This is a genomic window from Pseudomonas sp. A, assembly GCF_056270345.1.
In genome coordinates this window covers 2,537,962-2,558,421 of record NZ_CM149873.1, presented here as the reverse complement: position 1 = coordinate 2,558,421, position 20,460 = coordinate 2,537,962, and the positions used below count along the sequence as shown (strand labels likewise).

The 20,460-nt window shown below is 65.3% G+C and carries 16 protein-coding genes and 4 tRNA genes; 1 reads left to right on the top strand and 19 read right to left on the bottom strand.

Translation table 11 applies throughout. The features are described from left to right. Positions 1-133: 133 nt before the first annotated feature. From AC0MAZ_RS11685 to leuC, 19 genes are all read right to left on the bottom strand, one after another. A tRNA-Asp gene (locus AC0MAZ_RS11685) sits at positions 134-210 on the bottom strand. Between the two features lie 141 nt (positions 211-351). Then, positions 352-428, bottom strand: a tRNA-Asp gene (locus AC0MAZ_RS11680). 83 nt (positions 429-511) lie between these two features. Then, positions 512-588 (bottom strand) — tRNA-Asp (locus AC0MAZ_RS11675). Positions 589-667: 79 nt separating this feature from the next. Further along, positions 668-743 (bottom strand) — tRNA-Val (locus AC0MAZ_RS11670). Between the two features lie 249 nt (positions 744-992). Then, positions 993-1,766: an SDR family oxidoreductase gene (locus AC0MAZ_RS11665; protein ID WP_203647521.1), complete on the bottom strand. Its 774-nt coding sequence runs from the start codon at positions 1,764-1,766 to the stop codon at positions 993-995. Then, positions 1,763-2,974 carry an O-succinylhomoserine sulfhydrylase gene (locus AC0MAZ_RS11660; protein ID WP_028690444.1) on the bottom strand — a complete coding sequence of 404 codons (1,212 nt, stop codon included), beginning with the start codon at positions 2,972-2,974 and terminating at the stop codon, positions 1,763-1,765. The genes AC0MAZ_RS11665 and AC0MAZ_RS11660 overlap by 4 nt, the downstream gene beginning before the upstream one ends. 15 nt (positions 2,975-2,989) lie before the next feature. Next, complete coding sequence (gene purF, locus AC0MAZ_RS11655; protein ID WP_203647522.1) at positions 2,990-4,495, bottom strand: amidophosphoribosyltransferase; 1,506 nt, start codon at positions 4,493-4,495, stop codon at positions 2,990-2,992. A gap of 42 nt (positions 4,496-4,537) precedes the next feature. Beyond that, positions 4,538-5,092: a CvpA family protein gene (locus AC0MAZ_RS11650; RefSeq protein ID WP_050704773.1), complete on the bottom strand. Its 555-nt coding sequence runs from the start codon at positions 5,090-5,092 to the stop codon at positions 4,538-4,540. A 266-nt stretch (positions 5,093-5,358) separates the two neighbouring features. Beyond that, positions 5,359-6,033 carry an SPOR domain-containing protein gene (locus AC0MAZ_RS11645; RefSeq protein ID WP_232857757.1) on the bottom strand — a complete coding sequence of 225 codons (675 nt, stop codon included), beginning with the start codon at positions 6,031-6,033 and terminating at the stop codon, positions 5,359-5,361. Continuing rightward, on the bottom strand, positions 6,017-7,324 hold the full coding sequence (folC, locus tag AC0MAZ_RS11640) for a bifunctional tetrahydrofolate synthase/dihydrofolate synthase (protein ID WP_232857756.1): 1,308 nt from the start codon (positions 7,322-7,324) through the stop codon (positions 6,017-6,019). Before folC ends, AC0MAZ_RS11645 begins: the two co-directional genes overlap by 17 nt. Then, positions 7,324-8,217 carry an acetyl-CoA carboxylase, carboxyltransferase subunit beta gene (gene accD / locus AC0MAZ_RS11635; protein WP_028690439.1) on the bottom strand — a complete coding sequence of 298 codons (894 nt, stop codon included), beginning with the start codon at positions 8,215-8,217 and terminating at the stop codon, positions 7,324-7,326. Before accD ends, folC begins: the two co-directional genes overlap by 1 nt. 207 nt (positions 8,218-8,424) lie before the next feature. Beyond that, positions 8,425-9,045: a phosphoribosylanthranilate isomerase gene (locus AC0MAZ_RS11630; protein ID WP_050704770.1), complete on the bottom strand. Its 621-nt coding sequence runs from the start codon at positions 9,043-9,045 to the stop codon at positions 8,425-8,427. A gap of 59 nt (positions 9,046-9,104) precedes the next feature. Further along, positions 9,105-9,959 (bottom strand): tRNA pseudouridine(38-40) synthase TruA, encoded by an 855-nt coding sequence (gene truA / locus AC0MAZ_RS11625; RefSeq protein WP_475861168.1) that lies wholly within the window; start codon positions 9,957-9,959, stop codon positions 9,105-9,107. 135 nt (positions 9,960-10,094) lie between these two features. Beyond that, positions 10,095-12,785 carry a motility hub landmark protein FimV gene (locus AC0MAZ_RS11620; protein WP_475861167.1) on the bottom strand — a complete coding sequence of 897 codons (2,691 nt, stop codon included), beginning with the start codon at positions 12,783-12,785 and terminating at the stop codon, positions 10,095-10,097. 71 nt (positions 12,786-12,856) lie between these two features. Beyond that, positions 12,857-13,864, bottom strand: a complete 1,008-nt coding sequence (locus AC0MAZ_RS11615) for an aspartate-semialdehyde dehydrogenase (protein ID WP_475861165.1) — start codon at positions 13,862-13,864, stop codon at positions 12,857-12,859. A gap of 1,159 nt (positions 13,865-15,023) precedes the next feature. Next, positions 15,024-16,136, bottom strand: coding sequence for an aspartate-semialdehyde dehydrogenase (gene asd, locus AC0MAZ_RS11610; protein WP_198743661.1), 1,113 nt, complete (start codon positions 16,134-16,136; stop codon positions 15,024-15,026). Positions 16,137-16,199: 63 nt separating this feature from the next. Beyond that, entirely contained in the window at positions 16,200-17,282 is a 1,083-nt protein-coding gene (leuB, locus tag AC0MAZ_RS11605; RefSeq protein WP_203647530.1) for a 3-isopropylmalate dehydrogenase, read from the bottom strand. A gap of 90 nt (positions 17,283-17,372) precedes the next feature. Then, a complete protein-coding gene (gene leuD / locus AC0MAZ_RS11600; RefSeq protein ID WP_110739341.1) occupies positions 17,373-18,017 on the bottom strand; it encodes a 3-isopropylmalate dehydratase small subunit in 645 nt (214 codons plus the stop codon). Further along, entirely contained in the window at positions 18,014-19,447 is a 1,434-nt protein-coding gene (leuC, locus tag AC0MAZ_RS11595; RefSeq protein WP_203647531.1) for a 3-isopropylmalate dehydratase large subunit, read from the bottom strand. The genes leuD and leuC overlap by 4 nt, the downstream gene beginning before the upstream one ends. Before the next feature lie 131 nt (positions 19,448-19,578). On the opposite strand from leuC, the gene AC0MAZ_RS11590 reads away from it, so the two are divergent. Next, the gene (locus AC0MAZ_RS11590; RefSeq protein ID WP_028690430.1) at positions 19,579-20,457 is read left to right on the top strand and encodes a LysR family transcriptional regulator; all 879 of its coding nucleotides are present in this window, start codon (positions 19,579-19,581) and stop codon (positions 20,455-20,457) included. Positions 20,458-20,460 lie beyond the last annotated feature (3 nt).

Here is a 20,460-nt window from a genome sequence, read left to right as displayed (position 1 = left end):
ATTGATCGGTGAAGACTCTGTCAGCTTGGTGTAAATCCTTGCCCGTGTCTGTGCAAGGCGCTGAAACGAAAAAAGCGACCCGAGGGTCGCTTTTTCGAAGCTTCAAGGTGTTCTAGGGACCTCGAGGCGAAGATGGCGCAGCGGACGGGACTCGAACCCGCGACCCCCGGCGTGACAGGCCGGTATTCTAACCGACTGAACTACCGCTGCGTATCGTTCGGGCTTGCACCCGATTGAAACTGGGATCTGAGCTTTCAAGCGCTGTGGCGCGAAAGCCAGGCACAAAAAAAGCGACTTTGATATCGCCTTTTCTGTTTTGCCTTGAGCGTTCATGGGGCTCTTGGCAGAAGATGGCGCAGCGGACGGGACTCGAACCCGCGACCCCCGGCGTGACAGGCCGGTATTCTAACCGACTGAACTACCGCTGCGTATCGTTCAGGCTTGCGCCTGATTGAAACTGGGATCTGGCCTTGCGGCCTCAGACCGGTGCAAGCACCCATCTGGAGAAAAATGGCGCGGCGGACGGGACTCGAACCCGCGACCCCCGGCGTGACAGGCCGGTATTCTAACCGACTGAACTACCGCCGCGCATAGTTGGACTTGCGTCCTGTTCCTCTCTGCCAGCGTGTTTCTTTCGAAACCACTGAACCAGGAACGTCTCAGGAAGTGGTGGGTGATGACGGGATCGAACCGCCGACCCTCTGCTTGTAAGGCAGATGCTCTCCCGGCTGAGCTAATCACCCCCGCGATGTTGCTTGTTGCGTTTGCTTCGCTGAGGCCGCGAAATTTACGCAGGTACCGATGCTAAGTCAATACCCCCATTGAAGTTTTTTTCAAAAAGGGCAAAAAAGGCAGCCTGATCGCAGGGCCAGCTCGCTCCCACAACCAGACGCCCGCAGCGTGGGAGCGGGCTTGCCCCGCGATAGAGCCGGTACAGCTGACAAAAAAAGGGGCTCTCGGCCCCTTTCTCTTGCATCTCAACAGGTTACAACTCAGGTGTAGATCATCTTGCGGGTCATCCCGCCATCGACCACGAACTCTTGGCCGGTGACGAACCCCGCCTGGCGCGACAACAACCACGCCACCAGCGCCGCCACATCCTCGACCGTCCCTACCCTGCCAGCCGGATGCTGGGCATGGTCGGCGTCGCTCAGCGGATCGGCGCGCCGCTGCGAAGGGTCACGGGCATCGATCCAGCCCGGGCTCACCGCATTGACGCGGATCTCCGGCCCCAGGCTCATGGCCAGGGCGTGGGTCAAGGCGACCAGGCCGCCCTTGCTGGCGGCATAGGCCTCGGTGTCCGGCTCGGACTGCCGGGCGCGGGTGGAGGTCAGGTTGACGATCGCGCCACCATGGGCGCGCAGATAAGGTGCGCAATGCTTGGCCAGCAGCATCGGGCCATTGAGGTTGACCGCCAGCACCCGGTTCCATTGGGCCAGGGACAGGCTTTCCAGGGTCTGGTTATGCGGATTGGCGATCGCCGCGTTGCACACCAGCGCATCCAGCCGGCCGAACTGCCCGAGCACCTCGGACACCCCGGCACTGACCTGGGCCTCGTCGGCCACGTCCATGGTGATGAACCAGGCATTGTCGCCCAGGGCCTTGGCGACCTTGGTGCCGCGCGGGCGGTCCAGATCGCTCAGCACCACCTGCCAGCCCTCGCAGATCAACCAGGCGGCGATGCCCAGGCCGATGCCGCGGGCGGCACCGGTCACCAGGGCCACCCGGCCGTTATGGCCGGGTTCGCCACCCTTCCAGTCGATCACAGCGCCGCCAGGCCGCGGGCCAGATCGGCTTGCAGGTCGGCCACGTCTTCCAGTCCGACCGCCACGCGCACCAGGCTGTCACGGATACCCGCCGCTTCACGCTCCTGCGGCGTCAGACGGCCGTGAGAGGTGGTGGCCGGGTGGGCGATGGTGGTCTTGCTGTCACCGAGGTTGGTGGTGATGGAGATCACCCGGGTGGCGTCGATGAAGCGCCAGGCGCCTTCCTTGCCGCCCTTGACCTCGAAGCTGACCACCGCGCCGAAGCCGCTCATCTGGCGCTTGGCCAGTTCATGCTGCGGGTGGCTCGGCAGGCCGGCGTAGTGGACCTTCTCGATGCCGTCCTGTTGCTCGAGCCACTCGGCCAACGCCTGGGCGCTCTCGCAGTGGGCGCGCATGCGCAGCTTGAGAGTCTCCAACCCCTTGGTGAAGACCCAGGCGTTGAACGGGCTGAGGGTCGGGCCGGCGGTGCGCAGGAAGCCCACCACTTCCTTCATCTGCTCGCTGCGCCCGGCTACCACGCCGCCCATGCAACGGCCCTGGCCGTCGATGAACTTGGTGGCCGAGTGGAACACGATGTCGGCGCCGAGCTTGAGCGGCTGCTGCAAGGCCGGGGTGCTGAAGCAGTTGTCCACCACCAGCATGGCGCCACGGGCATGGGCGATCTCGGCGAGTGCGGTGATGTCCACCAGCTCGGCCAGCGGGTTGGAGGGCGACTCGACGACCAGCAGCTTGGTATTGGCCTTGATGGCCTTTTCCCAGCCGTTCAGGTCGACCAGCGGCACGTAGTCCACCTGCACGCCGAAACGCTTGAAGTACTTCTCGAACAGGCTGATGGTCGAGCCGAACACGCTCTGCGATACCAGCACATGGTCGCCAGCGCTGCACAGCGACATGACCACGGCGAGAATCGCCGCCATGCCGGTGGAAGTGGCCACAGCCTGCTCGGCGCCCTCCATGGCCGCCAGGCGCTCCTCGAAGGCGCGCACGGTCGGGTTGGTGTAGCGCGAGTAGACGTTGCCCGGCGTTTCGCCGGCAAAGCGCGCGGCGGCGTCGGCGGCCGTGCGAAAGACATAGCTGGAGGTCAGGAACAGCGCTTCGCTGTGCTCGGCCTCCGGTGTACGGTTCTGACCGGCGCGCACCGCCAGGGTGTCGAAACCGACACCCTCGAGGTCACTGTCCAGTCGACCGGCATCCCATTGATCGGTCATGCCGTCGCTCCCAAATCAGTTGTTGTACAGGTCGATGATCGCGCTGACCGCCTGGTTCTTCACCTTGGCCAGGTCGTTACGGGCCTGCTCGATGCGCTCGAGGTAGGCTTCGTCGATATCGCCGGTGACATACTCACCGTTGAACACCGCGCAATCGAAATGCTCGATCTTGATCTTGCCGCCACCGACCGATTCGATCAGGTCCGGGAGGTCCTGATAGATCAGCCAGTCGGCGCCGATCAACTCGGCCACCTGTTCGGTGGTACGGTTGTGGGCGATCAGTTCGTGAGCGCTCGGCATGTCGATGCCGTAGACGTTGGGGTAGCGCACCGCGGGGGCCGCGGAGCAGAAGTAGACATTCTTGGCGCCGGCTTCGCGGGCCATCTGGATGATCTGCTTGCAGGTGGTGCCGCGCACGATCGAGTCGTCCACCAGCATCACGTTCTTGCCGCGGAATTCCAGCTCGATGGCGTTGAGCTTCTGGCGTACCGATTTCTTGCGCGCGGCCTGGCCGGGCATGATGAAGGTACGGCCGATGTAGCGGTTCTTGACGAAGCCTTCGCGGAACTTGACGCCCAGGTGGTTGGCCAGCTCCAGCGCCGCGGTGCGGCTGGTGTCGGGAATCGGGATGACCACGTCGATGTCGTGGTCCGGGCGCTCGCGCTGGATCTTCTCGGCCAGCTTCTCGCCCATGCGCAGGCGCGCCTTGTACACCGAGACGCCGTCGATGATCGAATCCGGACGGGCCAGGTAGACGTGCTCGAAGATGCACGGCTGCAATTTCGGGCTTTCGGCGCACTGCTTGGTGAACATCTGGCCGCCTTCGGTGATGTACACCGCCTCGCCCGGCGCCAGGTCGCGGATCAGGGTGAAGCCGAGCACGTCCAGGGCCACGCTTTCCGAGGCGATCATGTACTCGACGCCTTCATCGGTGTGACGCTGGCCGAACACCACCGGACGGATGCCGTTGGGGTCGCGGAAGCCGACAATGCCGTAGCCGGTGATCATCGCCACCACCGCGTAGCCACCGACGCAACGGCTGTGCACGTGGGAAACCGCGGCGAACACGTCTTCTTCGGTCGGCTGCAGCTTGCCGCGCACGGCCAGCTCGTGGGCGAACACGTTCAGCAGCACTTCGGAGTCGGAGTTGGTGTTGACGTGGCGCAGGTCGGACTCGTAGATCTCCTTGGCCAGCTGCTCGACGTTGGTCAGGTTGCCGTTGTGCGCCAGGGTGATGCCGTAGGGCGAGTTGACGTAGAACGGCTGGGCCTCGGCCGAAGTGGAGCTGCCGGCGGTCGGGTAACGCACGTGACCGATGCCGATGCTGCCGACCAGGCGCTGCATGTGGCGCTGCTGGAAGACGTCGCGCACCAGGCCGTTATCCTTGCGCAGGAACAACCGGCCGTCGTGGCTGGTCACGATACCGGCAGCATCCTGGCCGCGGTGCTGGAGGACCGTAAGCGCGTCATACAGCGCCTGATTGACGTTCGACTTACCGACGATACCGACGATGCCACACATGCGACGCAACCCCTACTTTGATGAAACTTGAGTGAAGAGCGCTCAGGGCTTGGTCGGCCCGAGCAACTGCTCCTTGAACGGAAGGTCAACGGGTGCGCTGACCCCACTGGACATCCACTGGCCGCTGAACCCGAGAATGAGGTTCTTCGACCAATCGGCTACCAATAGAAATTGTGGTATCAGGCGTGATTCCTGCCACCACGGATCCTGTTGCACCGGCCCCAGGCTCAGCAGCCCGACCGCCACCACCACCAGCAAGCCCCCGCGCGCGGCGCCGAAGGCCATGCCGAGGAAGCGATCAGTGCCGGACAACCCGGTCACGCGGATCAGTTCGCCGATGAGGAAATTGAGCATCGCCCCGACCAGCAGCGTGGCGACGAAAAGAATGGCGCAGCCGGCAATGACCCGTGCTGAAGGCATCTGGATATAGCTTTCAAGATACTGCGCAAGCGAGCCGCCGAACATCCAGGCCACCGCACCGGCGACAATCCAGATGAGCAGGGACAAGGCTTCCTTGACGAAGCCGCGCTTGAGACTGATCAGTGATGAAATGACGACGATCGCGATGATCGCCCAATCAACCCAGGTAAATGCCACGGTGTTGCCTGCCGACGTTAGAGGCGGCGCATTTTACCAGAGCCAGGGGCTTGGAGTAAGCGGAATGTCAGGCGTTTGAAGGGCTGCGGGCTGACTCCGGGGACAGCTTTACGCCCTGAAACAGACCGCCTGGCCTGCGCTGACTCTGTAGGAGCGGCCTTGTGCCGCGAAAGGGCTGCGCAGCAGCCCCAAGGTGTGAGCGGGGGCCGCGTTGCGGCCCTTTCGCGGCACAAGGCCGCTCCTACAGGGAGGGCGTGAGATGTGCGTCAGCCACGCTCCGGCTGGAAGCGCACCACGATACCCTTGAGGTTTTGCTGGCGGCTGATCACATCACGCAGGCGCTCGGCCTCGGCGCGCTCGATCAGCGGCCCGACGAACACCCGGTTCATGCCGTCCGCCGAACGGATATAGGCGTTGTAGCCCTGGCTGCGCAGGGTCTTCTGCAGATTCTCGGCACCGGCCCGGTTGGACAGGCTGGCCAACTGGATCGACCAGCTCACCGGCAGGCCGTTGGCATCGATCTTCGACGGCGCGGCCGGCTTGGCGGCAGGCGCAACGCTCGGTGCAGGCACCGGACGCGCCTCCACCTTGGCGACCGGCGGCGTCGGCACTGGTGTCTGCGGCTTGGGCTGTACAGGTGGCGCCACGGTCGCGACCGGCGCGATGGGCTGGCTCGGCGCCGTCACCGGCGCCGTGGACTCGTCGACCACTACCGGCGGCTGCGCGTTCTGCTCCGGCAACGGCTGAGGCTCCGGCACCTGAACCGGCTCCACCTGCACCTGGGGCAGACTCGGCATGGCCGGCGCCTCCGGCGCCTCGACTCGCACCTGGCGCAGCTCGTCCTCGCGGGTGAACAACATCGGCAGGAAGATCACCGCCAGCGCCACCAGCACCAGCGCACCGACCATGCGCTGTTTCATCCCTTTATCCAGCACTGCCATCTACTCCATCCTCGGGGACCTGCCGCTCGAGCCAGGCCAAGGCCTCGCCGACGCAGAAAAACGAACCGAACAGCAGGATCTGGTCATCCGCCGTCGCCTGGGCGCACTGCCCTTCGAGGGCAGCCGCGACACTGGCGTAAGACTTCACTGTCGCACCCAGGTTCGTCAAGGCATCCGCCAGCTCCGTGGCCGGGCGACTACGCGGCGTGTCCAGCGGCGCCACCGCCCAGTCGGCGACCTGGTCGCGCAGCGGCGCGAGCACACCGGCCAGGTCCTTGTCGGCCAACAGGCCGAACACCGCCAAGCGCCGCCCCTTCACCGGGCGCGCCGCCAGACGGCGGGCCAGGTACTCAGCGGCGTGCGGGTTGTGGCCGACATCCAGCAGCAACTCCACGCGCTTGCCTTGCAGCAACAGCTCGCGCCGGTCGAGACGACCGGTGATACGGGTGTCCAGCAAGGCCTGACGAACCTTGCCGCTATCCCACGGCAGGCCCGTCAGCAGGAAGGCCTGCAAGGCCAGGGCGGCATTCTCCATAGGCAGGTCGAGCAACGGCAGGTCGCGCAGTTCAACGGGCGAACCGTCGAGCTGGCGACCACGCCAATGCCAGTGGTCGACGCTGCTATCCAGGTCGAAATCACGCCCGCGCAGGAAGAACGGGCAATCCAGCTCGCGCACCTTGTCCAGCAAAGGCTGCGGCGGATCCAGGTCACCGCACAGCGCAGGCTTGCCCCGGCGGAAGATCCCCGCCTTCTCGTAGGCCACCGACTCGCGGCTATCACCCAGGTAGTCAACGTGGTCGACGCCGATGCTGGTGACCAGCGACACGTCGGCATCCACCAGGTTAACTGCATCCAGCCGACCACCCAGGCCGACCTCAAGCACCACCGCGTCCAACGCGGAGTGCTTGAACAGCCAGAACGCCGCCAGGGTGCCCATTTCGAAATAGGTCAGCGAGATCTCGCCGCGCGCCGCTTCCACCGCGGCGAACGCTTCGCACAGGCGCTCATCGCTGGCCTCGCGGCCTTCGATCAGCACCCGCTCGTTGTAACGCAGCAGGTGCGGCGAACTGTACACCCCGACCTTGAGCCCCTGGGCGCGCAGCAACGCGGCCACGAAAGCGCAGGTCGAGCCCTTGCCGTTGGTACCGGTCACCGTCACCACCCGCGGCGCCAGCTTGCCCAGCCCCAGGCGCGCCAGCACCTGTTGCGAGCGCTCCAGGCCCATGTCGATGGCCGAGGGGTGCAACTGTTCGAGGTAGGCGAGCCAGTCGCCCAGGCTGCGCTGGTTCATCACGCGACCGCGGCGACCTCTTTGGCCGCTTCCGGGGTCGGCTGGCCGGTCATCTGCGCCAGCAGGCGCGCCAGGCGCGGACGCAGCTCGTCACGGGAGATGATCAGATCGATGGCGCCGTGTTCCAGCAGGAACTCGCTGCGCTGGAAGCCTTCGGGCAGTTTCTCGCGCACGGTCTGCTCGATCACCCGCGGACCGGCGAAGCCGATCAGCGCCTTCGGCTCGCCGACGATCACGTCGCCGAGCATCGCCAGGCTGGCGGAAACGCCGCCGTAGACCGGGTCGGTCAGCACCGAGATGAATGGAATGCCTTCTTCGCGCAGACGCGCCAGCACCGCGGAGGTCTTGGCCATCTGCATCAGCGAGATCAGCGCTTCCTGCATGCGCGCGCCACCGGAAGCGGAGAAGCAGACCATCGGGCAACGGTTTTCCAGGGCGTAGTTGGCGGCGCGCACGAAACGCTCACCAACGATGGCACCCATGGAGCCGCCCATGAAGGAGAACTCGAAGGCGCTGACCACGATCGGCATGCCCATCAGGGTGCCGCTCATGGAGATCAGCGCGTCCTTCTCGCCGGTCTGCTTCTGCGCGGCGGTCAGGCGGTCCTTGTACTTCTTGCCGTCACGGAACTTCAGGCGGTCGACCGGCTCCAGGTCGGCGCCCAGCTCGGCACGGCCTTCTGGATCGAGGAAGATATCGATGCGCGCGCGGGCGCCGATACGCATGTGGTGGTTGCACTTAGGGCAGACGTCGAGGGTCTTTTCCAGCTCCGGGCGATACAGCACGGCTTCGCAGGACGGGCACTTGTGCCACAGCCCTTCCGGCACCGAGCTCTTCTTCACCTCGGAACGCATGATCGAAGGGATCAGTTTGTCTACCAACCAGTTGCTCATGCTTGCTTTCTCCAGTATTGGCCAGGGAGACCTGCGCGGCCCCGCCCTGCCCTTGAGCTCAAATTCTTCTGTAAAGCGACGATGGGCCGGCCACGACCGCCCCACCTCCAATTCTTCCCCGGCATGCCCCGCGCTCTGGCGCGGCCTGGCAGCACCGGGCTGCGAAAGCTATGGACGATGGCGCGCGGCCAGCCGTCACATTAGCGTTCACGCGTGTTTCACCGCCTGCATGAAGGCTTCGATCTTCGCCGCATCCTTGATGCCCTTGGCCTGCTCCACGCCGCCGCTGACATCCACCGCGTACGGGCGCACCTGGCGAATGGCCGCCGCCACGTTGTCGGCCGACAGGCCACCGGCAAGGATGATCGGCTTGCTCAGGCGCTGCGGAATCAGTGACCAGTCGAAGGCCTCGCCGGTTCCCCCCGGCACGCCCGGCACATAGGCGTCCAGCAGGATGCCGCGGGCGCCGGCGTAGTGGCGGCAGGCGGCCTCCAGGTCATCCCCCGGGCGCACCCGCAGGGCCTTGATCCAGGGGCGGTGGTAGCCCTCGCAATCGGCCGGGGTTTCATCGCCGTGGAACTGTAGCAGGTCCAGGGAAACCACTTCGAGGATCTCGTTGAGCTCGCAACGCGAGGCGTTGACGAACAACCCCACGGTGGTCACGAACGGCGGCAGCGCATCGATGATCGCCCGCGCCTGGCGCACGTCCACCGCGCGTGGGCTTTTCGCATAGAAGACGAAGCCGAGGGCATCGGCGCCGGCCTCGACCGCGGCCAGGGCGTCCTCGATACGGGTAATCCCGCAGATCTTGCTGCGAACGTTGCTCATGGACGGCGAACCTTGGGTGATCGGGAAAGCGTCGATGGTAGCAAATGACCCGTGCCCCGTCAGTCTGCCAGCGCCTCGTAACCGCTAAGAAAGTGTGGGCCGATGTAACGCTGCGGCAGCGCGTATTCCTGCGGATACTCCACCTGCACCAGGTAGAGGCCGTAAGGGTGCGCGGTCACTCCGCCGTCACGGCGGTTGCGCCCCTCCAGCACCTCGCGGGCCCACTCCACCGGACGCTCTCCGGCGCCGATGGTCATCAGCACGCCGGCGATGTTGCGCACCATGTGGTGCAGGAACGCGGTGGCGCGCACGTCCAGCACGATCATCCGCCCATGACGGGTCACGCGCAGGTGGTGGATGTGCTTGATCGGCGACTTGGCCTGGCACTGGCTGGCGCGGAAGGCGCTGAAATCATGGGTGCCCAGCAGATACTGCGCGGCCTCGGCCATGCGCTCGACGTCCAGCGGGCGATGGTTCCAGGTCACTTCCTCGGCCAGGTGGGCCGGGCGGATCGGATCGTTGTAGATGACGTAGCGATAGCGCCGCGCGGTGGCCTTGAAGCGGGCATGAAAGTGCGAAGGCATCGGCGCCGACCAGACCACGCTGATGTCGTGGGGCAGGTTGAAGTTGGTGCCCAGGGTCCAGGCGCGCTCGTCGCGCACGGCGCGGGTATCGAAATGCACGATCTGCCCGCAACCATGGACGCCGGCATCGGTACGCCCGGCGCAGATCACCGAGATCGGCTCGTTGGCCACCGTCGACAGCGCCTGCTCCAGGGCCTGCTGGACACTGGGCACGCCGCTGGCCTGGCGCTGCCAGCCGCGGTAGCGCGAACCTTTGTATTCCACGCCCAGGGCGATGCGGGTGTAGCCTTCGGCGGCCGATTCGGCGGCGGCGGTGTCGATGATGTCCAAGAGCGGCAAACCTGATGCTGAAACGAAAGGCGGGAGTATACCGGCAAACCGTGCAGGGGCCGAAATGATCGCGGGGCAAGCCCGCTCCCACGTGTTCTGTGGGAATGGGCTTGCCCCGCGCGGTGCAACGTCGCCTCAGACCAGGCGCGAGAGCATCTCGTTGGCTTCCTGGCGCTGGCTGTCGTCGCCGTCCTTGACGACTTCGTCGAGGATGTCACGGGCGCCCTGGTGGTCGCCCATGTCGATGTAGGCGCGAGCCAGGTCGAGCTTGGTGGCCACCTCGTCGGCGCCGGAGAAGAAGTCGAAGTCCAGGTCGTCCAGCGGCTCGGGCTCCAGTGCCGCATCCTCGGCGGTGAACTGTGGCTCAGGCGCCGCTGCCGGGACATCGAGGTTCTGCGACAGCTTGTCGAGTTCGGCGTTGACGTCGTCCAGTTCCGAGGCGAAGTTCTTCGCCGCCGGCGAGTCGTCGTCCAGCGACAGCGACAGATCGAAGTCCTCGGGCAGCTCCAGCTCGGAGATCGGGTCGAACTCCGGAATGGCCTCGAAGGCCGCGAGCTCGGCCGCCACGTCCACCGGGGCTTCCTCGCTGCTGGCCGGGGCCACCGGTTCGTCGGCGACATCCAGGTCGAACTCGGCCAGGTCGTCGACATTCTGCGGCGTCGCCTGGGCCTGGGCAAGCAAAGCCTCGAAGTCGTCGTCGGCATCGGTTTCGGCAACCGCAGGCGCAGGCTCGGCCTCGATCTCGGGCGCTTCGACAACCAAGTCCTCAAGACCAGCCAGGTCCAGATGGTCATCTACCGGCAAGTCATCACCCAGGCTCAGGTCGAAGGCGCTGTCCAGGTCGGCCTCTTCGACGACAGGCTCAGGCTCAGGTTCCGGCTCGGCCGCCACGACAGGCTCAGGTTCCGGCTCGGCCGCCACGACAGGCTCAGGTTCCGGCTCCACGACGAGTTCCGGCGCGCTTTCGCCCAGCTCCAGCTCCTTGTCCTGCAGCAGGTCCTGGACATACTGCTCATCCAGCTCGGCTGCCAGGGCAGCGGCCCCGGCAGCGCCTGCCGCCACCGCCGCGACACCCAGCATGGCCGGGAAGCGCTCCTTGAGCGCGGCGACCTCGGCCTGGTTCGCGTCATTGACTGCCAGCTTGCGCTCCTGGCCGGCGAAGGCGTCCTGGTCACCCTGGCGGGCATAGACTTCCATCAGCTTCAGGCGCAGGTCGCTGCGCTGAGGCTCGGAAGCCACCGCCGCTTCCAGCAGGTCGGCGGCATGGTTGAGACGGCCACGGGCCAGGCTGTCGTCCACTTCGGCCAGCAGCGCGGCGCGCGGATCGACCGCCGGCGCGGCGGCTTCGACGGCGGCCGCAGGCTTTTCCGCTGCAACGGCCGCAGCCGCCGAGGCCGCCACCACCGCAGGCGACAGGGTCACGGTCGGCGCCGACACGTCGAGGCCTTCGAAGCTGCTGGGTGGCAGCTCCAGGTCAGGGCCGCGCTCGCCATCCTCGGCCAGGGCACGCGCCATGCGCAGGTGCTTTTCGGCTTCCTGCTGGGCCTTGCGCTTGCGCGCCAGGAGCAGCAGCAACAGCAGCAGGACCAGGAACGCGGAGCCGGCGATCAGGCCCAGCAGCAGCGGGTTGCCCAGCAACTGGTCGAGCATGCCGGGCTCTTCGCTGGCAGGTGCTTCGGCGGCTACATCCTGCGGGGCGGTGTCGGCGGCGGCCGGCGCTGGGGCAACCACCGGTTCGGCCGGGGTCAGCTGGGCGTTTACCGCAGGCTGTGCCGGAGCCGGCTCGCCCGGCAGCGCGCCAGCTGGCGGCTGCGGCGCCGCTGCGCCCTGGGCCTCCAGGCGCGCCAACTGGTCGTTCTTCAGCTCGATCAGACGCTGCAGCTTGTCCAGCTGGCTCTGCAGGTCGACCATGCGGCTCTTGAGTTCATCGTTGTCGCGACGGCTGGTGTCGAGGCTTTCCTGGGCCACGGCCAGCTTGTCGCCCAGCGCCTTGGCCTCACCGGCCGCGCCCTTGCCGCCCGGCGCCACCAGGCGCAGGTTGTCGCCCTGGGCGATGCGTGCCGGCGCGGCGCCAGCCTCGCCACGGCGGGTGGCGTCCAGTTGCCGTGCGCGCGGGCCGAGGCGACGGCCTTCGCGCCAGGCGGCGTACTGCTCGGCCACTTCGCGGTTGGCCTGGGCCTGGGGAATGCTCTGCGCCTGCTGCTGATCGGGCAGGCGCAGGACCTGCCCGGTCTTGAGCTGGTTGATGTTGTTGCCGATGAAGGCATCCGGGTTCAGCGCCTGGATGGCCAGCATGGTCTGCTGGATCGAGCCGCCGTTGCTGTTGCGCGCCGCAATCTGCCAGAGGGTGTCGCGGCGCTTGGTGGTGTAGCTGCCCGCGCTGACCGCCGGGTTGATATTGGCCTGGGTCGGCTGGCTGCCCTGGGCCTGCGCCTGGTCGAGCAACACGCTGTAGTCGCGCAGCAGACGGCCCTGGGGCCACATGACCTGGACCAGGAACTTGACCACCGGCTCCGGCAGCGCCTTGCTGGAGGTGACCCGCAGCACGCTCTTGCCGTTGGGGTTGACCACCGGGGTGAACGAGAGGTCTTCGAGGTACGGCGGGAAGGCTACCCCGGCCTTGGCGAACTCTTCCGGCGACGCCAGGCTGGGCGCCATCTGCGCTGCGGTGAGGTCGCGCACATCGAGCAGTTCGATCTCGGCATCCAGCGGCTGGTTCTGCGCCGACTTGAGGGTCAGCTCGCCCAACCCCAGAGCGTTAGCCATGCCGGACGACAGCGCCGAGGCTGCCGCGATGGCCAGAACCAGTTTGCGAATTCGAAGCATGAACTCTTCCCTTGTATGAAGCGTCCCGAAAACCTTTGCGCGGTGCAGGACAAAATTGCTCGCAGTATCTTTTACGCCATGTGTTTTATCAACAATTGTGCCGCCTGCACGGCATTCAGCGCCGCGCCCTTGCGCACATTGTCGGTGGTCAGCCACAGGTTCAGTTGCTGGTCTTCATCGACACCATGGCGTACACGACCAACATAGACCACGTCCTGGCCCACTGCGTCACCTACCGGTGTCGGATAATCCCCCAATTCGACCAGTTCGATGCCGTCGGCGGCCTCCAGCGCGGCGTTGACGGCCGCCAGATCGACCGGATTACGGCTTTGCACCGCCACACTGAAGCTATCGCCGAAAAACACCGGGACTTGAATGCAGGTCACGGAAATCTTCAGCTGCGGCAGGTCGAGCACCTGGCGCAGCTCGCCAACCAGGCGCCGCTCCACCGTTGTGTGACCCTGTGCGTCGGGGGTGCCGACCTGGGGCAGCAGGTTGAAGGCGACCTGGCGATCGAAGAAGCGCGGCTCCAGCGGGCGTGCGTTGAGCAGCTCGGCGGTCTGCCGGGCGAGCTCGGTGACGGCCTCCCTGCCCTGCTCCGAAACCGCCAGGCAAGCGTTGACCTGCACGCGCTCGATGTCGAGCAGTCCCTTGAGCGGCGCCAGCGCCACAGCCAGGGCCACCGCGCCGGCGCTCGGGCTGGTGATCAGCGCGGGCCGCGCGAGTTCGGCGATGCGCTCGCCGTTGGCTTCCGGGACCAGGGCGGTGGCGCCGTCCAGGACGCCGGACAGGTCGATCACCGCGCAACCGGCGGCGATGGCCTTGGGCGCGAAGCTGCGGCTCACGGCGGGGCTGGCGGCGAAGAACACCAGCTGGGCCTGGGAGAAGTCGAAGCTGTCCACTTCGCGGACTTTCAGTTTCTTGCCGGCGAACATGACGCTGCTGCCGGCGGATTCCATGCTGGCCAGCAGGTGCAGGGTGGAGACCGGGAAGGCCACTTCCTCGAGGATCTGGACGAGGGATTCACCGACGGTGCCGGTGGCGCCGATTACGGCGATGTCTAGGGCGGGGGTGGTCATGGGATCGGTTCCTTTCTGCGGGGGTACGGCGGGGGAGCGGCACTTTACTTGGATTGTGGGGTGGGAGGTAGGTTCGGGTTCGGGTTCGGGTTCGGGTTCGGGTTCGGGTTCGGGTTCGGGTTCGGGTTCGGGTTCGGGTTCGGGTTCGGGTTCGGGTTCGGGTTCGGGTTCGGGTTCGGGTTCGGGTTCGGGTTCGGGTTTAAGAGTGTGGGTTTTGATTTATTTATGCGCATTCATTGGCGATGTCGACGCATTATCCCCCTTCCGCCCTTACGGCGGCCTACTTTTCTCGTGGGAAAAGTAGGCAAAACCGTTCCGCTCCATTCATCCGGCCCCTACGCTTCGCTCCGGGGTTCCCTCGCTCCGTTCTTGCTCCCGGGAGGACCGCGCTGAACGCCCCATCCTGGGGCGCAGCGCTTGACGGCCATCCATGGCCGTCACCTCCCTCCGCAAGAACTCCGCTCGGCCTCCTGAAGTCGCAATTGGCGGCGCCTGGACTATCGCGCGCTTAGAAGCAAAAGCAAAAGCAAAAGCAAAAGCAAAAGCAAGAGCAAGAGCAGGAGCAGGAGCAGGAGCAGGAGCAGGAGCAGGAGCAGGAGCAGGAGCAGGAGATGCGAAGTTAGTTGTTTGACGGTTAGTTATACATTGGCTGTTCCGGCCCTTTCGCGGGGCGAGCCCGCTCCTACAGGGTTATATATAACGGCGACTATTGCGTGGGAGCGGGCTTGCCCCGCGATGGGATCGAGAGGTTAATTAAGTGTGCAACTAGCGACAGCTGCGCCAGTTCAGGCGCCGCCCGTAACTTCGCGACTTCAGGAGGCCGAACGCAGGACTTGCGGAGGGAGGTGACGGGCATGGATGCCCGTCAAGCGCTGGGGCCCAGGATGGGCCCTGCAGCGCGGTCCTCCCGGGAGCAAGGCCGGAGTGAGGGAACCCGGAGCGAAGCGCAGGGCCGGATGAATGGAGCGAGGATTTTTTGGTGACTTTTTGATCCTTCAAAAAGTTACCCGCCGTAAGGGCGGAAAGGTGACTATGCGTCAACATCGCAAATGAATGCGAATAAAAACATCAAAACAAACAACGAATCTAACACCAATAAAAAAACCCGCATCACTCTCGCAACACGGGTTCTTCAAAATCCAAACTCAAACCACCCAGATCACCGCTCCAGCAGAATCCGCAACATCCGCCGCAACGGCTCCGCAGCCCCCCACAGCAACTGGTCGCCAACAGTGAAGGCCCCAAGATACTGCGACCCCATGTTCAGCTTGCGCAAACGCCCGACCGGCACGTTCAGGGTCCCGGTCACCTGGGTAGGACTCAGCTCCTGCATGCTGATCTCCCGCTGGTTAGGCACCAGCTTCACCCAGGGATTGTGCTGGCTGATCATGCCTTCGATATCCGCCAAAGGCACATCCTTGTTCAGCTTGATGGTCAGCGCCTGGCTGTGGCAACGCATGGCGCCGATCCGCACGCAGATGCCGTCGACCGGAATCGGGCTCTTGAAGCGCCCAAGGATCTTGTTGGTCTCGGCCTGGGCCTTCCACTCTTCACGGCTCTGCCCGTTCGGCAGCTCCTTGTCGATCCACGGGATCAGGCTGCCAGCCAGCGGCACGCCGAAGTTGTCGGTCGGGAAGCCCTCGCCGCGCATGGCCTCGGCCACCTTGCGGTCGATGTCGAGGATGGCGCTGGCCGGGTTGGCCAGGTCGTCGGCGACCGCCGCGTGGATACCGCCCATCTGCTTGATCAGCTCACGCATGTTCTGCGCGCCGGCACCCGAGGCCGCCTGGTAGGTCATGGCGCTCATCCACTCGACCAGGCCGGCTTCGAACAGGCCGCCCAGGCCCATCAGCATCAGGCTGACGGTGCAGTTGCCGCCGATGTAGTTCTTGGTGCCCGCGTCCAGCTGCTGGTCGATGACCTTGCGGTTGACCGGGTCGAGGATGATCACCGCATCGTCCTGCATGCGCAGGGACGAGGCCGCGTCGATCCAGTAGCCCTGCCAGCCCGCTTCGCGCAGCTTGGGGAAGACTTCGTTGGTGTAGTCGCCGCCCTGGCAGGTCAGGATCACGTCGAGGGTCTTGAGCTCGTCGATGCTGTAGGCGTCCTTGAGCGGGCCAGTGTCCTTGCCCACGGCAGGGCCTTGGCCACCGACGTTGGAGGTGGTGAAGAACACCGGCTCGATCAGGTCGAAGTCCTGCTCTTCGAGCATCCGCTGCATGAGCACGGAACCGACCATTCCACGCCAACCGATCAGACCTACACGTTTCATCGCAACTACACCTTTGCTAAAAGTGGGCCGCCACCGGGAGTTTTTGGTGGCGGGCCAGAGAGATTACAGATTCCGCAGCGCTGCGACTACTGCGTCGCCCATTTCCTGCGTACCCACCTTGCTACAGCCCTCGGAGAAGATATCGCCGGTGCGCAGGCCCTGGTCCAGCACCCGGCTCACCGCCTGCTCGATCGCCTCGGCGGCGGCCGTCTGGTTGAAGCTGTAGCGCAGCATCATCGACACCGAGAGAATGGTCGCCAGCGGGTTGGCGATGCCCTGCCCGGCGATGTCCGGCGCCGAACCGTGGCACGGCTCGTACATGCCCTTGTTGTCGGCATCCAGCGACGCCGACGGCAGCATGCCGATGGAACCGGTGAGCATGGAAGCCTCATCCGACAGGATGTCGCCGAACATGTTGTCGGTCACCACCACGTCGAACTGCTTGGGCGCGCGCACCAGTTGCATGGCGGCGTTGTCCACGTACATGTGGCTCAGCTCGACGTCCGGGTAGTCCTTGGCCACCTCTTCGACCACTTCGCGCCACAGCTGGCTGGAGGCCAGGACGTTGGCCTTGTCCACCGAGCACAGCTTCTTGCCGCGCACGCGGGCCATGTCGAAGCCGACACGGGCGATGCGGCGCACTTCGCTCTCGCTGTACGGCAGGGTGTCATAGGCCTGGCGCTCGCCGCCTTCGAGCTCGCGCTGGCCGCGTGGCGCGCCGAAGTAGATGCCGCCGGTCAGCTCGCGGACGATGAGGATATCCAGGCCGGAAACGATCTCGGGCTTGAGCGACGAGGCATCGGCCAGTTGCGGGTAGAGGATGGCCGGGCGCAGGTTGGCGAACAGGCCCAGTTGCGAACGGATCTTCAGCAGGCCGCGCTCCGGACGGATGTCACGCTCGATCTTGTCCCACTTCGGGCCGCCCACGGCGCCCAGCAGCACGGCGTCGGCCTGGCGCGCGCGCGCCAGGGTCTCGTCGGCCAGGGGCACGCCGTGCTTGTCGATGGCGGCGCCGCCGATCACGTCGTGGGTGAGGCTGAAGCCGAGCTGGAACTTGTCGTTGGCCAGTTCCAGCACCTTGACCGCCTCGGCCATGATTTCCGGGCCAATGCCGTCACCTGGGAGAATCAGAATCTGCTTGCTCATGCGTTCCTCTATCCAATCAAGCGGCGCGCCTCGCAGGCGCGCCGAAGTACTTCAGTGTCCAATGCCCCTCTGCGCGGGGCAAGCAGTCAATCACGCGTCGCGGAACAACCAGGGCTGGCTGGCGCGGTGCTTGCCCTCGAACGCCTTGATCGCGTCGCTGTCCTGCAGGGTCAGGCCGATATCGTCCAGGCCGTTGAGCAGGCAGTGCTTGCGGAACGCGTCGATCTCGAACTTCAGCACCTTGCCGTCCGGACGAGTCACCGCCTGGGCCTCGAGATCGATGGTCAGCTGGTAACCCGGGTTGGCCTCGACCTGCTTGAACAGCTCGTCGACTTCGGCAGCGTCAAGAATGATCGGCAACAGGCCGTTCTTGAAGCTGTTGTTGAAGAAGATGTCGGCGAAACTCGGCGCGATCACGCTGCGAAAACCATACTCGTCGAGCGCCCATGGGGCATGCTCGCGGCTCGAGCCGCAACCGAAGTTCTCCCGCGCCAGCAACACGCTGGCACCCTGGTAACGCGCATGGTTGAGCACGAAATCCTGGTTCAACGGGCGCTTGCTGTTGTCCTGGTAAGGCTGGCCGACGTCCAGGTAACGCCACTCGTCGAACAGGTTGGGGCCGAAGCCGGTGCGCTTGATCGACTTGAGGAACTGCTTGGGAATGATCTGGTCGGTGTCGACGTTGGCACGATCCAATGGCGCGACAAGACCGGTGTGCTGGGTAAAGGCTTTCATGCTGCGCTCCCTTGGATCAACTCGCGGACATCGATGAAGTGGCCGGTCACCGCGGCGGCGGCGGCCATGGCCGGGCTGACCAGGTGGGTACGACCACCGGCGCCCTGACGGCCTTCGAAGTTGCGGTTGGAGGTGGACGCGCAGTGCTCGCCGCTCTCCAGGCGGTCCGGGTTCATCGCCAGGCACATCGAGCAGCCTGGTTCACGCCATTCGAAGCCGGCTTCGAGGAAGATCTTGTCCAGCCCTTCGCGCTCGGCCTGGGCCTTGACCAGGCCCGAGCCCGGCACCACCAGCGCCTGCTTGACGTTGGCGGCGACCTTGCGGCCCTTGGCGATTTCGGCGGCGGCGCGCAGGTCTTCGATGCGCGAGTTGGTGCACGAACCGATGAACACGCGGTCGAGCTTGATCTCGGTGATCGCCTGGTTGGCGGCCAGGCCCATGTACTTGAGGGCGCGCTCGATCGAGCCGCGCTTGATCAGGTCGGGCTCGGCGGCCGGGTCCGGCACGCGCTGGTCGACGGCCAGGACCATCTCCGGCGAGGTGCCCCAGCTGACCTGCGGCTTGATCTGCGCGGCGTCGAGCTCGACCACCGTGTCGAACACGGCATCGGCGTCGGACACCAGGCCTTTCCAGGCCTCGACGGCCTGCGTCCACTGCTCGCCCTTCGGCGCGTACGGACGGCCTTCGACATAGGCGACGGTGGTGCCGTCGACAGCCACCAGGCCTACCCGGGCACCGGCTTCGATGGACATGTTGCAGATGGTCATGCGGCCTTCCATCGACAGCTCGCGGATGGCGCTGCCGGCGAACTCCATGGCATGGCCGTTGCCGCCAGCGGTGCCGATCTTGCCGATCACGGCGAGGACGATGTCCTTGGCGGTGACGCCAGCGGGCAATTGACCCTCGACGCGCACCAGCATGTTCTTCATTTTCTTGGCCACCAGGCACTGGGTGGCGAGCACGTGCTCGACCTCGGAGGTGCCGATGCCATGGGCCAGGGCGCCGAACGCGCCGTGGGTGGAGGTGTGCGAGTCGCCGCAGACCACGGTCATGCCCGGCAAGGTCGCGCCCTGCTCCGGGCTGATGACATGGACGATACCCTGACGCTCGTCATTCATCTTGAATTCGACGATGCCATATTCGTCACAGTTCTCATCGAGGGTCTGCACCTGAAGGCGCGACACCTGGTCGACGATGGCCTCGATGCCGCCCTTGCGCTCCGGCGTGGTCGGTACGTTGTGGTCGGGGGTGGCGATGTTGGCGTCGATGCGCCACGGTTTGCGGCTGGCCAGGCGCAGGCCTTCGAAAGCCTGGGGCGAAGTCACTTCGTGGATGATGTGGCGGTCGATGTAGATCAAGGACGAGCCGTCATCGCGGCGCTTGACCTCATGAGCTTCCCAGAGTTTGTCGTAGAGCGTTTTGCCAGCCATCAGACTGTTCCTCATCAGCGTCTTTCTATGCCAAAGACCCCTTGGCTTGTACGGACGATGCTATGGCGATAGATTGAATAACTCAAATTCATAATTTTCATGCTTTGCATAACCATCAGGAATTCAAATAGATGGACCTGGCCAACCTCAGCGCCTTCATCGCCATCGCCGAAACCGGCAGTTTTTCCGGGGCGGGCGAACGCCTGCACCTGACCCAGCCGGCCATCAGCAAGCGCATCGCCGGCCTCGAGCAGCAGCTGGACGTGCGCCTGTTCGACCGCCTGGGCCGCGAGGTCACCCTCACCGAGGCCGGCCGCGCCCTGCTGCCCCGCGCTTATCAGATCCTCAACGTACTCGATGATACCCGCCGCGCCCTGACCAACCTCACCGGGGCGGTGAGCGGTCGCCTGACCCTGGCTACAAGCCATCACATCGGCCTGCACCGCCTGCCGCCGCTGCTGCGTGCCTTTACCCGCCAGTACCCGGCGGTGGCCCTGGATATCCAGTTCCTCGACTCGGAGGCGGCCTACGACGAGGTGCTGCACGGCCGCGCCGAAATTGCCGTGATCACCCTGGCGCCCGAGCCGCACCATTTGGTGCGGGCCGTGCCGGTATGGGACGACGCCCTGGACTTCGTCGCCTCGCCCGAGCACCCGCTGGCCAGCAACGGCGCGGTCAGCCTGGCCGACGTGGCGCGCCATCCGGCGGTGTTCCCCGGCGGCAACACCTTCACCCACCATATCGTCCAGCGCCTGTTCGAAAGCCAGGGCCTGGTGCCGAACATCGCCATGAGCACCAACTACCTGGAAACCATCAAGATGATGGTGTCGATCGGCCTGGCGTGGAGTGTGCTGCCACGTACTATGCTCGATGAACAAGTGGCGCCCATCGCCCTGCCCGGCATACAGCTGTCACGCCAGCTAGGCTACATACTGCATACCGAACGCACGCTGTCGAACGCGGCCAGGGCTTTCATGGCCCTGCTCGACAGCCATGCAGGGTCCGCCTGACCG

Coding starts and splice junctions, on each gene's coding strand:
- AC0MAZ_RS11660 (WP_028690444.1), bottom strand. CDS start 2,974: ATGACCGATCAATGGGATGCCGGTCGACTGGACAGTGACCTCGAGGGT.
- purF (WP_203647522.1), bottom strand. CDS start 4,495: ATGTGTGGCATCGTCGGTATCGTCGGTAAGTCGAACGTCAATCAGGCG.
- AC0MAZ_RS11645 (WP_232857757.1), bottom strand. CDS start 6,033: ATGGCAGTGCTGGATAAAGGGATGAAACAGCGCATGGTCGGTGCGCTG.
- folC (WP_232857756.1), bottom strand. CDS start 7,324: ATGAACCAGCGCAGCCTGGGCGACTGGCTCGCCTACCTCGAACAGTTG.
- accD (WP_028690439.1), bottom strand. CDS start 8,217: ATGAGCAACTGGTTGGTAGACAAACTGATCCCTTCGATCATGCGTTCC.
- AC0MAZ_RS11630 (WP_050704770.1), bottom strand. CDS start 9,045: ATGAGCAACGTTCGCAGCAAGATCTGCGGGATTACCCGTATCGAGGAC.
- AC0MAZ_RS11620 (WP_475861167.1), bottom strand. CDS start 12,785: ATGCTTCGAATTCGCAAACTGGTTCTGGCCATCGCGGCAGCCTCGGCG.
- AC0MAZ_RS11615 (WP_475861165.1), bottom strand. CDS start 13,864: ATGACCACCCCCGCCCTAGACATCGCCGTAATCGGCGCCACCGGCACC.
- asd (WP_198743661.1), bottom strand. CDS start 16,136: ATGAAACGTGTAGGTCTGATCGGTTGGCGTGGAATGGTCGGTTCCGTG.
- leuB (WP_203647530.1), bottom strand. CDS start 17,282: ATGAGCAAGCAGATTCTGATTCTCCCAGGTGACGGCATTGGCCCGGAA.
- leuD (WP_110739341.1), bottom strand. CDS start 18,017: ATGAAAGCCTTTACCCAGCACACCGGTCTTGTCGCGCCATTGGATCGT.
- leuC (WP_203647531.1), bottom strand. CDS start 19,447: ATGGCTGGCAAAACGCTCTACGACAAACTCTGGGAAGCTCATGAGGTC.
- AC0MAZ_RS11590 (WP_028690430.1), top strand. CDS start 19,579: ATGGACCTGGCCAACCTCAGCGCCTTCATCGCCATCGCCGAAACCGGC.